This is a genomic window from Mogibacterium kristiansenii (assembly GCF_009695905.1).
In the GTDB taxonomy this organism is placed as follows: Bacteria; Bacillota; Clostridia; order Peptostreptococcales; family Anaerovoracaceae; genus Mogibacterium_A; species Mogibacterium_A kristiansenii.
Window position 1 is genome coordinate 27219 of the sequence record NZ_VUNA01000017.1, and the last position, 13334, is coordinate 40552.

8 protein-coding genes are annotated in these 13334 nt (G+C 56.1%); 5 read left to right on the plus strand and 3 right to left on the minus strand.

Going from position 1 to position 13334, the window contains the following annotated elements:
• Positions 1-369: 369 nt before the first annotated feature.
• Both FYJ65_RS08030 and FYJ65_RS08035 read right to left on the minus strand, forming a co-directional pair.
• A complete protein-coding gene (locus FYJ65_RS08030; RefSeq protein WP_288796741.1) occupies positions 370-1719 on the minus strand; it encodes a sensor histidine kinase in 1350 nt (449 codons plus the stop codon).
• Entirely contained in the window at positions 1712-2389 is a 678-nt protein-coding gene (locus FYJ65_RS08035) for a winged helix-turn-helix domain-containing protein (RefSeq protein ID WP_154554806.1), read from the minus strand. Before FYJ65_RS08035 ends, FYJ65_RS08030 begins: the two co-directional genes overlap by 8 nt.
• Positions 2390-2616: 227 nt before the next feature.
• Between FYJ65_RS08035 and FYJ65_RS08040 the strand changes: the two genes are divergently transcribed.
• The 4 genes from FYJ65_RS08040 (at position 2617) to FYJ65_RS08055 (ending at position 7564) form a co-directional block, all read left to right on the plus strand.
• Complete coding sequence (locus FYJ65_RS08040; RefSeq protein WP_154554816.1) at positions 2617-5235, plus strand: translation factor GTPase family protein; 2619 nt, start codon at positions 2617-2619, stop codon at positions 5233-5235.
• 68 nt (positions 5236-5303) lie between these two features.
• Positions 5304-5963 carry a hypothetical protein gene (locus FYJ65_RS08045; protein ID WP_154554807.1) on the plus strand — a complete coding sequence of 220 codons (660 nt, stop codon included), beginning with the start codon at positions 5304-5306 and terminating at the stop codon, positions 5961-5963.
• 122 nt (positions 5964-6085) lie between these two features.
• Entirely contained in the window at positions 6086-6907 is an 822-nt protein-coding gene (locus tag FYJ65_RS08050; protein WP_154554808.1) for a hypothetical protein, read from the plus strand.
• Positions 6908-7564 carry a hypothetical protein gene (locus FYJ65_RS08055; RefSeq protein WP_154554809.1) on the plus strand — a complete coding sequence of 219 codons (657 nt, stop codon included), beginning with the start codon at positions 6908-6910 and terminating at the stop codon, positions 7562-7564.
• Between the two features lie 871 nt (positions 7565-8435).
• Here FYJ65_RS08055 and FYJ65_RS08060 read toward each other — a convergent pair.
• Positions 8436-9353 (minus strand): cation diffusion facilitator family transporter, encoded by a 918-nt coding sequence (locus FYJ65_RS08060; protein WP_154554810.1) that lies wholly within the window; start codon positions 9351-9353, stop codon positions 8436-8438.
• Positions 9354-9545: 192 nt separating this feature from the next.
• On the opposite strand from FYJ65_RS08060, the gene FYJ65_RS08065 reads away from it, so the two are divergent.
• A complete protein-coding gene (locus FYJ65_RS08065; RefSeq protein ID WP_154554811.1) occupies positions 9546-11891 on the plus strand; it encodes a Tex family protein in 2346 nt (781 codons plus the stop codon).
• Positions 11892-13334 lie beyond the last annotated feature (1443 nt).

The following is a 13334-nucleotide window of genomic DNA, read 5'->3' on the forward strand; positions in this document are numbered from 1 at the left end:
CGGGCTGAGTGACGTGGTGCCTCCGGACGAAGAAACAAGGGATTTCGGGAGGTGAAGCACCACGTCACATCGTAGACGGAGAATTGGAATTCAAAGACTTGGTGCAAAGGAAACGAAAGAACAAGGTTTTGCGGGAGTCTTTGCACCAAGTCCAAAGGGTTGGAACTCCGAAAAGGACCAAAGACTTGGTGCAAGGGAAACGAAGGAACAAGGGCTTGCGGGGATTCGTGCACCAAGTCCGAAGGGTTGGAACTCCGAAAAGGACCAAAGACTTGGTGCAAAGGAAACGCAGAAACAAGGGTTTGCGGGAGTCCTTGCACCAAGTCCGAAGCCGCGGAGCGGCGCACCACTAATCGGCGAAGCCCACGCCTACATCGGCCGTCTCGGGATGCGCACCGTGAAGGTGGTGCCCTTGCCCGGGATGCTGTCCACGTGAACCGTCGCGTGATGGATCATCAGCGCGTGTTTTACGATGGAGAGGCCTAGTCCGGTGCCGCCCACCTCCTTGGAACGGCTCTTGTCCACCCGGTAGAACCGTTCGAAGATGCGGCTTTGGGCGTCCTCCGGGATGCCGATTCCGGAATCGGACACCGTCAGAAGGATTTCCGATTCCGTCGGTTCCAGGTGCACGTGCACGTAGCCGCCGGAGTGGTTGTATTTAATGCCGTTTTCGCAGAGGTTGTAGACGATGCTGTACAGGGTTTCCGGAATCCCGTGCATCGGACAGGATTTTCCCTGGAGGGAAATGGACACGCCCGCCTCTTCCGCTGGAATTTCCAGACAGTCCACCGCATTCTCGGCGATGGTGAAGAGATCCGTATCCTCCCACTTCATTTCCGGGGCACCGCTGTCCAGCTTGCTCAGGCCGATGGTGTCCTCCACCAGCTTGGCCATCCGCAGGGATTCCGAGCGGATTTTTGCGGCGAAAGGCCGGATGTCCTTTTCCTGAACCATGCCGTTTTCCAGCAGCTCCGCGTATCCGGAGATGGCGTGGAGCGGTGTCTTCAGTTCGTGAGACACGTTGGCGGTGAAATCCTGACGAATCTGCGCCGACCGGGCAATTTCGTCTCGGTCCTTCCGCAGCTGCTCCTGCTGCTGGGTCATACGGCGGATCAGCGGAGCGATTTCCTTGAAATCGTCCTCATCCACGTGCTGAATGGCCTCATCCAGGTTCAACTTGTTGATTGGCTCCACGATTTTCCAGGAAAGCCGGGAAGCCAGCCACAGAGAAATGAGGATGGCGAATATTGCTACAAACGCGATGGATGGGGCGATGCCCAGAAGCACCATCCACACCGGTTTCTGGTCGATGGACACCCGGAGCACGCTCTTGTCGGACAGGCGTTCCGCGGCGTAAAGTTGTTTTACGGAAAGGGTGTTGGAGTAGCGAACGCTTTGGCCGAAACCGTCCTTCTCCGCCTCTTTGATCTCCTCACGTCCTTTGTGATTGCCCATGGAATCCACGTCCGCCCGGTTGTCGAAGAGCACCGTGCCGTCCGCAGCGACCCAGGTAATTCGGTAGCTGTCGGAATCTAATTTATGAAGATATTTTTTGCCGTTCAGTTCCACGCCTTTGGCAGCCAGATGGGTTTCGTCCACCAGCTGCTCTCGCTGCGTGGTATCCACGTAATCGTACAATGCCGCCATGATGATAATCAGGGAGGCGGTCAGCACCAGGATGGAAACCATCCAGATGGAGCGAAAAATTTTCTTACTCACCGGTATCCTCCATTCTGTAACCCACTCCGCGGACGGTGGCAATCATCCCGCCGCAGCTTCCCAGCTTGGTCCGCAGAGTTCCGATATGGACATCCACCGTCCGGGTTTCCCCGACGAAGTCAATGCCCCAGATCGAGGAAAGAAGCTGCTCCCGGGAGAATGCCTTGCCCAGATTTTCCATAAAAGTACGAAGGAGTTCATATTCCTTCAAGGTCAGGGTGACCGGCTGGTCGTGGACGGAAACCTGATGCTTGACGGTGTTCAGGGCAATGCCTCCGCACATCAGCACCGGCGCATCCTCTTTCGGGGTGGTGCGGCGAAGTACGGCTTTGATGCGGGAAATCATCTCCATCATGCCGAAGGGTTTTGACAGGTAGTCATCGGCGCCCAGATCCAATCCAATCACCTTATCGTATTCCGAATCCTTTGCCGTTGCCATGATCACCGGAATGTTCCGGGTCAGAGGCGAGGCTTTCAGTTCCTTGAGAATGGCGATGCCGTCTTCCCCCGGCAGCATGATATCCAGAAGAATCAGTTCCGGCGTCTCCTGTTTCATTGCATCCCAGAAAGGAACGCTGTCCGGGAAACCATTGGCGGAAAAACCCGCCGTGTTCAAAGTATACAGCATCAGATCCCGGATGCTCTGATCGTCTTCTACGCAATATATCATACCGAAACCTCCTCGTGTTCGTTTTCTTTGCTTCTTTATGGTACAATCTTAAAATTCTTTATGGTACAATCTTAAAACTTCAATGTAAGGAACATTATCATGAATCTGTAAAATCTGTGTAAAGTCGGAAATCACCGCCAATCCGGCCTTTTTTTATGGAAATTTTACACAAATTCTACCACTCATGGTATCATTACAATATCATAAAGGCGAAAGGAATTCCATTCATGAAGAAATTGATTATGGGAATATTGGCTCACGTTGACGCGGGTAAAACCACTTTGTCGGAGGGCTTGCTCTACCGGTCTGGCGAAATTCGGCGGTTGGGCCGGGTGGATCACGGGGACTCCTATCTGGATGGAAATTCCGTGGAGCGAAACCGAGGCATTACGGTGTTCTCGAAGCAGGCCCGGTTCCAAGCGGGAAACACGGAGGTGACCTTCCTGGACACTCCGGGACACGTGGATTTTTCGGCGGAAATGGAGCGGGTGCTGTCGGTAATCGACCTGGCGGTGCTGATTATCTCAGCACCGGACGGCATCCAAAGCCACACGGAAACCCTGTGGAAGCTGTTGCGTCAGCGGAACATTCCGGTGATGGTGTTCGTCAACAAGATGGACCTGGCGGTTCGGGAGCGGGAGACGATTATAGAAGAATTAGAGGAAGCCTTCGGGGAGGGCTTCGTGAATTTCAGCCGGAACCGGGATAGTGAGGAGTTCCTGGACGACCTGACTTTGGCGGTGCCGGAGCTGGCGGAGCAGGTGCTGATGGATCGGCCGGTAGGGGATGAGGATATCGCCCGGGCCGTTCGGGAACGGCGGCTGTACCCGTGTATTTTTGGGTCTGCCCTGAAAATGCAGGGAATCGAGTACCTGATGGACTGCCTGGATCGGTATACGGAGGAGCCGGCCTATGACGAGACCTTCGGCGCAAAGGTGTTCAAAGTGAGCCGGGACGAACGGGGGGAGCGATTGGTGTTCCTTCGGCTTACCGGGGGAAAGCTGGCGGTGCGCACCCTGCTGCACGGCACCGATGAGAACGGGGAGCCGTGGGAAGAGAAGGTGAATCAGATTCGATTCTATTCCGGAATGAAATACCGTTCCGCCGATGAGGCGGAAGCGGGAGCCGTATGCGCGGTCACCGGCCTGTCCCACGTGATTCCTGGCGACGCGCTGGGCAGCGCAGACCCGGACAGCGGCGAGGTGCTGGAACCTTTCATGACCTACAGCGTCATCGTACCGGAGGGCATGGACGTGCATACCGTGCTGCGCCATTTCCGGGAACTGGGAGAGGAAGACCCGAAGCTGCACGTCACCTGGAACAGCGAGACGTCGGAAATCGGTATCCGGCTGATGGGTCAGATTCAGCTGGAGGTGCTTCGCACTATGATTGAAGAGCGATACGGATACACCGTGGAATTCGGTACCGGAAGCCTGATCTATCAGGAGACCATTCTGGATACGGTGGAAGGCGTGGGCCATTTTGAGCCCCTTCGCCACTACGCCGAGGTGCACCTGATTCTGGAACCGGGGGAGCGAGGCAGCGGCATCGTGTACAACAGCACCCTGTCGGAAGACCTGCTGGCCCGCAACTGGCAGCGGCTGATTCTGGGAAATCTGGAACAGAAAGAGCATCGAGGCGTGCTGCTGGGGGCACCGTTGACGGATGTAAAAATAACATTGGCCGCGGGCAAAGCCCACGAGAAGCACACCAGCGGCGGAGATTTTCGGGAGGCGGCCTGCCGGGCGGTTCGAAACGGGCTGATGAAGGCGGAATCGGTGATTTTGGAACCCTGGTTCACTTTCCGCATCGAGGTGCCCACCGGTTATGTGGGCAGAGCCATGACGGATATTCAACAGATGGGCGGAAAAATCGGCAATCTGGAACAGTCCGGCGACCGTTCTGTGGTTCCGGGAGAAGCGCCGGCGGCCGGTTTAATGGATTATCCGGTGACACTGGCATCCTATACCGGCGGTCAGGGAAGAATTCTCTGTTCGTTGAAAGGGTACGACGTGTGCCACAATCCGGAGGAGGTACTGGCCCGCAGTTCCTATGAGCCGGAGCGGGATCTGGAAAACCCGGCGGATTCGGTGTTCGTGTCCCACGGCGCCGGCAATATCGTTCCCTGGGACGAGGTGGAAGCGCACATGCACCTGCCTTCCGCCCTTCGCAGCAGCGCCCCGGAGGAAAGCGTGCGGGATATGCGCCGGGAACGGCTGCGCCAAACCATGGCTTCCGACGAAGAGCTTCGGGCGATTTTCGAACGCACCTACGGCAAGAGCAAAAAAATCATGCGCAAGGGTCCGGTGGAACGGCGGACGAAGCAGGACGATATTGCGTCCGCAGAGGCTTTGGCCCGCAATGAAGAAATCCGAAAAAAACACATGCGGCCGGCAAAGGGAACCGGGGAGGCGAAATCCGATCTGGTAATCATCGACGGGTACAACCTGATTAACTATTCGGAAACCCTGCGAGACCTGGCCAACCAAGACCTGGGGGCGGCCCGGCAGCAGCTCATCGACCGGTTGGTGAACTATCAGGGGTACATGCAGTGCGAGCTGATTGTGGTGTTCGATGCCTATAAAGTCCCGTACGGCGTGGGGTCTGTGGAGCAGCATTTTGGCGTACAGGTCATCTATACAAAGGAAGAAGAACCGGCAGACATCCTCATCGGCAAAATGGTGGATGAAGCAAAGGGGACCCGATCCATCCGGGTCATCTCTTCGGATGCGCTGGTGCAGCAGAATGCTTTGGGGCACGGAGCAGATCGGTATTCTTCCCGAGAATTTCTGGAGAAGCTGGAAGAGGCGGAGAAGGAAATCCGAGAAGTACTGGAGGAATTGTAGAAAATTTTGGATTGGAAATCTCCTGTGGTATAATACAGCTATTGTAAGGGAACGAGACAGGAGTGACTATGCATCGATTAAAAAATCTCAGCAAGAAAATAATGGCGATGATTCTCGCCGCAGAACTGATTGCGGCGGCGGGAATGGTGCTGGATATTCTTTACACCGTGTATCTTACCCGGCAGAATGCCCGGCTGCAGAAGCAGGCGGAAGCGATTGCCGTAGACCTGGTGCAGAACCAGATTGCCGGTGAAGTTACCGGAACCGCAAAGAGAACGAAGAAAACCGGCGCCGACCTGATTGAAAAGGCCTATGTTCGCCGGATTGCCAAGAAGGCGGAGAATCTGGAATACGTGCCGGCATCCACCGACACCAATATCGGGGCGTCGGAAGTCTACGACATCGTACAGAGTGCCTACAGCTACAGCGGAGGCAGGCTTTCCCGGTCCAGCGGAACGGCCAACGGTCCCAACGGAAAAGAAACCTACTACAATCTGAACATGTCCGGCGTGGTTCGAACCATGCGTGGGATGGGAAATACGGATGCCTATTGGGAACGGAAGGACGGCTGCAAAATGCTGGGGAACTACATCATGGTAGCGGCGAACCTCAGTCGGCATCCGAGAGGATCCATTGTAAAAACAAGTTTGGGTTTGGCCATCGTTTGCGATACCGGCGGTTTTGCCAGCCGGAATCCGACTCAGATCGATATTGCCACCAACTGGTAATGCCCGGTTTACTCGGGAGAAAGAAAAATGTTTTTAGGGGAAATATGTACGGTGTTTTCACACAGGGGTTGTTTTTCTCCGCTATAATATAAGAAAATGACCTTCTGGAAGGGGGAAACGCCATGAAGATGAAAAGATGGATCGGGTGCCTTTGCGTGGCGATGCTGGTGCTGGGCATGAGCGCCTGCAGCAAGTCGGCGGATGAGGACAAATCTGCGGATGACGGTCAGAAGACGGAGCAGGTGGAAACGGATCAGAAGAAGGATGTGGATCTCAGCCAGGTGTACACCTTGTACGATACTCTGGTTCAGGACAAGAAATATTCGGTGGATAATTACAACTGGCAGCGGGCGGTGAGCTCGGATCTGGTGACCATTGACCGCCAGACGGCGCTGTGTGATATCAATTCGGACGGCGTGCCGGAGCTGTTTTTGATGGAAGAGGTGAACAATCATCAGGCGGACCTGCACATCTATACGGTGAAGGATGGCGAGACGGTGGAGATGAAGAGCGATGCCAACGGCTCGGAGTCGCTGCTGTCGGATGTCGCGGCCGGAGCGGGCGTAAATTACGTGGTGTTCACCGGTAAGGATGGCAAGTTCTACATTTACCGAACCAGCGGAGATTCCTCCATCACCTATCGGGTCTGCACCTATACGGTGGACGGAACCACGCTGAAGCAGGAAGGTATGTTGGAAAATGAATACGGACCATCGGAGGACAATACCAATGAAATCTCCGATGAGTATTCCCGTAACGGAAAGAAGATCACGGTGAAACTGGGCAAGAAGCTGTTCCACGAATCCTTCCAGAATCTGGACAAAGCGATTCTGTTCAGCGGATACGATGAAACATCCATCTGGTCCTGTTTCGATATGGATTCGGCACTGTCCGTGTCCTCGGATGATATGATAGCGCAGTTAGAGAAAGGAATGGACGATTAAATGGCGGAGAATACGCAGACGGTGAAGCTGAGAGTAATGGAAGAAGCGAATTTTCGGGAACTGTACCACCGGTATCAATACATTGAATGCCCGGAAGATATGGACGCACTGAAGAATGCTTTTACCGTTATGGAAGGAGCGACCGGAATTCTGACATACTGCTATATCGAGGAGGGGCTGGGCCTCAGCTTCTACATCCTGTGTTCCGCAAAGATGGACGGGACCGAGCTGGAAGCGGGGCCGGATGTGACGGCGCAGATGGCACGGGTTCGCTACGGCGACGTGTGCTACAAGAAATTCCTGGATCAGGGCGAGCTGGATGTGGATTGGAGCGCCTTTGACGGCATTGCGGCGCAGACGCGGGAGCAGTTCGAAACCAAGGAAAAACTGCGCCAGCTGATTTACGACCTGGAGCTGATTGACGGAAGCCGGAACGTGGAGTGCCCGGAATACGTCAGCGTCATCGTGCAGAAGGCGGGGCTGTATCCGGAATACGTGTGGGTGAAGTGTACCGGCTTCGGCGAGACGGAGATTTACGGCGAACTGCTGGAAGCGCCGAAGCAGGATTTCGGCCTGCGGAAGGACGATGCGATTACCTTCCAGATGGTACAGGCAGAGGGCAAAATCTACCTGATGTGGGTGCCGGATGCAGAGTAGCGAATAAGTGGGCGCCACGCGGGCGGGCGCCGAATAGTTAGGCGCGGGACAGTTGACACGGAATAGTTGGAATAAGAAGTGATGCTTAATGGTGTCGGCGATGAACGGATTCATCGCCGGCACTGTTTTTATATGGCCGGCCGGCGGGAATGGAGGGATTCAGCCGCCGGCGGAGGTGAGAGTTTGCGCCCAACACCCGGGAAAGCCTTATTCTTCCGTTGAGAGGCGCAAACCTTTTGCCGGGGAAAGGCGCCGGCGGCGGTGGGGGTTTGCGCCTCACACCTCGGAAAGCCTTATTCTTCCGTTGAGAGGCGCAAACCGGTTTCCCGGGAGCCGGCGCAGAGTTGGTGCACGGAACCCCGCAAGGCCTTGATTTTCCGTTTCCGTTGCACCAAGTTGTAGGCCTTTTTCGCCGGCTTACAGCTTCGGAGTTGGTGCACGGAACCCCGTAAGGCCTTGATTTTCCGTTTCCGTTGCACCAAGTCGTAGGCCTTTTTCACCGGCCTACAGCTCCGGAGTTGGTGCACGGAACCCCGCAAGGCCTTGATTTTCCGTTTCCGTTGCACCAAGTCGTAGGCCTTTTTCGCCGGCTTGCAGCTCCGGAGTTGGTGCACGAAACCCCGCAAGGCCTTGATTTTCCGTTTCCGTTGCACCAAGTCGTAGGTCTTTTTCGCCGGCTTACAGCTCCGGAGTTGGTGCACGGAACCCCGCAAGGCCTTGATTTTCCGTTTCCGTTGCACCAAGTTGTAGGCCTTTTTCGCCGGCTTGCACCAACCTTTTGGCTCTTTACAAAAAAGTTGCGGGATAGGCTAATACCTATCCCGCAACTATTCGCGAAGAAACTATTTTTTTCCCTAGTTCTATTTAAATTCTATTCCGCCGGATTGTCCGGGTGGATTTCCGGAATCATTTCCACATCCAGGTTCAGGTAAATCGTGGACAGAGCTTTCTTTAAGTCCATGGTGGCCTGTTTCAGCTGTGGCACCTTAATCATGTTCCCTTCCGTGGTGAAGTAGAGGGAAATCCACATTTTTCGGCCGGTGCGAACCGCATCGATAAAGTCGATTTCATACGGGTAATCCGAAAGGGTTTCGTGGCACAGGGTGCGAATCCGTTCCAGTTTTTCCTCGGAAGGGGCCATGAGCACCAGTCCTCGGATGGCTTTGATAAATGCCCGGGTCGGCTCCGGCAGCATCAGCATGGCGATGGCGCAGGAAACCAGCGGGTCAATATACGGAACCAGCCATTCCAGCACGTGGAAGTGGAGGAATGGGATTTCCATGAAGAATGCCAGGAAGGCACCCAAACTCAGAAAAACGTCGATCTTCCAGGTAATCAGTTCCACCTTGATCATCGGGGTTTTCAGCTTTCGGCCCAGTCTCCGCACCACGAAGTAGCCGAAGATGCAGAACAGCGTCAGGAAGGCTTCGAAAATCAGCACCTGCTTCGTATCGATGGAGGTGCCCCCGTTCAGGATGATGACGATATCGTTATAAATAATCATGGAGGTGACGACAATCAGGACGGAGCCCTTAATCAGGATGAACAGGGTTTCCACCTGGGCAAAACCAAATGGAATGCGCTCGCTGACCGGCTTGTAAATCAGCGGAAGCAGCATCTGATAGATTACCAGAATAACCACATCCATTGCATCGTAGACGCCGTCGATGAGAATCGCCTGAGATCCGCTGACGATGAACATGGCAAGCTCGAAGACTGCCACGGTAACGCCCAGCCAGCTGGACAGGCGGATGGTTTTCTTTTCCTGGTCCAATAGGACTCGTTTCATATAACCTCCTTGTGTTTCTAACTTGTTTACTGCTTATTATATACCCGGCAGGGGGGGAGCCGTCAATCGGAATTCTTGAGAGCGATACCAAAAACGCCGAGAATGTGGTATCATAGACAAGCCGCTTTCCCGCGGCCCTGCCGGAAACGCCGGCGGGATGTTTTATTTTTTTTAGGAGAAACGAAACGACATATGGATATTAAAAAGAAAATTACTCAGGAATTAGAGATTCGTCCGGCACAGACCGAGGCGGTGATTAAATTAATCGATGAGGGGAACACGATTCCGTTCATTTCTCGGTACCGGAAGGACGTGACCGGCGGGATGAACGACGAGCAGCTGCGGGCGTTTGACGAGCGGCTGAAGTACCTGCGGAATTTGGAGGAGCGGAAGGCGACGGTGATTGCGTCCATTGAGGAGCAGGAGAAGATGACCCCGGCGCTGCGGAAGCAGATTGAGGCGGCGGAGACCGCGGTGGCCGTGGAGGACCTGTACCGGCCGTACAAACCGAAGCGCCGCACCAGAGCCACCATTGCCAAGGAGAAAGGCGTCAGCGGACTGGCGGATTTTATTCGGAAGCACGGAGCGGCGGCAGACGTGGAAGCGGAAGCGCAGAAGTATCTGGACCCGGAAAAAGAAGTGAACACCGTGCCGGAGGCGATTCGGTACGCGCAGGATATCATCGCCGGGGACGTTTCCGACGACGCGGAGTATCGGACTCAGATTCGAAACCGCACCCAGAAGCAAGGCATGATGGTTTCCGTGGCCACAAAAGAAGGTGTGGATAATCCGGTCTATGCCAACTATGCGGACTATACCGAGGGAGTCGCAAAGATTCCGGGACACCGGGTGCTGGCTATGAACCGGGGAGAGAAGGAGAAGATGCTGTCCGTGCACATTCAGGCGCCGGAGGAAACCTGCGTGCAGTACCTGGAGAAGCAGGTGGGCCGAGGGGACTACCTGTCGCCGGCTTTGGCGGATTCCTACAAGCGGCTGATTGCCCCGTCCATCGAGACGGAGCTTCGGAACGAGCTCACCGAGAAAGCCCAGGAAGGGGCCATTAAGATTTTCGGAAGCAACCTGGAGCAGCTTCTGATGCAGCCGCCGCTGGCGGGCAAAACCGTACTGGGCTGGGATCCGGCGTTCCGTACCGGATGCAAGCTGGCGGTGTGCGACCCGACGGGCAAAATCCTGGACACCACGGTGATTTTCCCAACGGCGCCCCAGAACAAGGTGCGGGAAGCCAAGGCCGTGCTGGCAAAGTTGGTGAAGAAGTACGACATCGATGTGATCTCCGTGGGCAACGGAACCGCATCCCGGGAATCCGAGCAGATTATCGTTGATTTTATCAAGGAGTACGCACAGGCAGAGGGCAAAAAACTCCGGTACGTCATCGTCAACGAGGCGGGAGCCTCCGTCTACTCCGCCAGTAAGCTGGCCACGGAAGAATATCCGGACCTGGATGTGGGCGAGCGCAGTTCCGCATCCATCGCCCGCCGTCTTCAGGATCCGTTGGCGGAGTTGGTAAAAATAGATCCGAAATCCATCGGCGTGGGTCAGTACCAGCATGATATGAACCAGAAGAAGCTGGGGGAAGCCCTGAACGCCGTGGTGGAAGACTGCGTAAACCGGGTGGGCGTGGATTTGAATACCGCTTCCCCGTCCCTGTTGGAATACGTGTCCGGAATCACCAGCACCGTTGCGTCCAACATCGTGAAATACCGGGAGGCCAACGGCCGGTTCCGGAGCCGGAAGGAACTCCTGAAGGTGCCGAAGCTGGGACCGAAAGCCTTCCAGCAGTGCGCCGGTTTTCTGCGAATTTCCGGCGGCGAGGAACCGCTGGATGCCACCGCAGTGCACCCGGAAAGCTATGAAGCGGCCCGCACCATCCTGGCGACTTTGGGATACAGCGAGGCGGACCTGGCAAACGGCGGCGTCCGAGATCTGGCCGCCAATCCGAAGCTTTCCGCAGCGGGTGCCGGAAGCGGAAAGGGTGCTGGCAAGGGGAAGAAGGAGAATTCCCGGAACGCAGCCCCGGAAGTTGCGGTGAACGAAAAAGGAAACCTCAGCAGCCTCAGCGCGCTGAAGGCGCTGAACCGCCCGAAGAAAGAGGAAAAGCCGAAACAGGCGCCGGCAGCCCCGGCGAAAATCAGCGAGGCAGCGGTGCAGCGAATGGCGGAAAACCTGGGAATCGGAGAGTACACCTTGAAGGATATTCTGGAAGAGCTGGAAAAACCGGGCCGGGATCCTCGAAGCGAGGCGGCGGCGCCGATTCTCCGTTCCGATGTCATGGAGGTCAAGGATCTGAAACCGGGCATGGAACTGAAGGGCACCGTCCGGAACATCGTGGACTTCGGTGCCTTCGTGGACATCGGCGTACACCAGGACGGTCTGGTGCACATCTCCCAGCTGGCGGACCGTTTCGTAAAACATCCGCTGGACGTGGTGAAGGTGGGCGACATCGTGGATGTGCGCGTGCTGGATGTGGATGTGAAACGGGAAAAGATTTCCCTGACCATGAGAAAAGAAAAGAAGTAATAAAGGTAAGGATGAAGAAGAAGGAGGTGTCGCATGATTGGTGCGACACCTCCTTCTTCTATTTGTACGGGCGCAAACCGGTTGCCGGGAAAAGGCGCCGGCGGCTGTGGGAGTTTGCGCCTCACTCCCGGGAAAGCCTTATTCTTCCGTTGAGGGGCGCAAATCTTTTGCAGGGAAGAGGCGCCGGCGGCTGCGGGAGTTTGCGCCCCATTCCCGGGAAAGCCTTATTCTTCCGTTGAGAGGCGCAAACCGGTTGCCGGGAAAAGGCGCCGGCGGCCGTGGGAGTTTGCGCCTCCTTCCCGGGAAAGCCTTATTTCTCCGTCGAGGGGCGCAAACCCTTCACCCGGAAAAGCGCCGGCGGCTGCGGGAGTTTGCGCCCCATTCCCGGGAAAGCCTTATTTCTCCGTCGAGGGGCGCAAACCCTTCACCCGGAAAAGCCCCCGGCGGCCGTGGGAGTTTGCGCCCCGCTCCCGGGAAAGCCTTATTCTTCCGTCGAGAGGCGCAAACCCTTCACCGGGAAATCCGCCCGGAGCCAGTGTGAGTTTGCGCCCCCCTCCCGGGAAAGCCTTATTACTCCGTTGAGAGGCGCAAACCGGTTGCCCGGAAAAGGCGCCGGCGGCCGTGGGAGTTTGCGCCTCCTTCCCGTGAAAGCCTTATTTCTCCGTCGAGAAGCGCAAACCTTTCACCCGGAAAAGCGCCGGCGGCTGCGGGAGTTTGCGCCCCATTCCCGTGAAAGCCTTATTCTTCCGTTGAGAGGCGCAAACCGGTTGCCGGGAAAAGGCGCCGGCGGCCGTGGGAGTTTGCGCCTCCTTCCCGGGAAAGCCTTATTTCTCCGTCGAGAAGCGCAAACCTTTCACCCGGAAGAGGCGCCGGCGGCTGCGGGAGTTTGCGCCCCATTCCCGGGAAAGCCTTATTCTTCCGTTGAGAGGCGCAAACCGGTTGCCGGGAAAAGCCCCCCGGCGGCGGTGTGAGTTTGCGCCTCACTCCCGGGAAAGCCTTATTCTTCCGTCGAGGGGCGCAAACCCTTCACCCGGGAAGAGCCCCCCGGCGGCCGTGGGAGTTTGCGCCTCACTCCCGGGAAAGCCTTATTCTTCCGTCGAGGGGCGCAAACCTTTCACCGGGAAGAGGCGCCGGCGGCTGCGGGAGTTTGCGCCCCATTCCCGGGAAAGCCTTATTCTTCCGTTGAGAGGCGCAAACCGGTTGCCGGGAAAAGGCGCCGGCGGCCGTGGGAGTTTGCGCCTCCTTCCCGGGAAAGCCTGTTATGAAGTGACCGTTGTCAAGAGACGATTACAAGAAAGTTTCTTCTCTCGGCATGGCACATTTGTATTTTCTTGACAGCATCTGGAAAGAGCTTTGATTTAACAGTTCCCGGCATGTGGCCACTCTGTTATTCGTGGATTGGTTACCTACAGGCTAATGGTCCGCCGTGAGCCCTGCGATCTT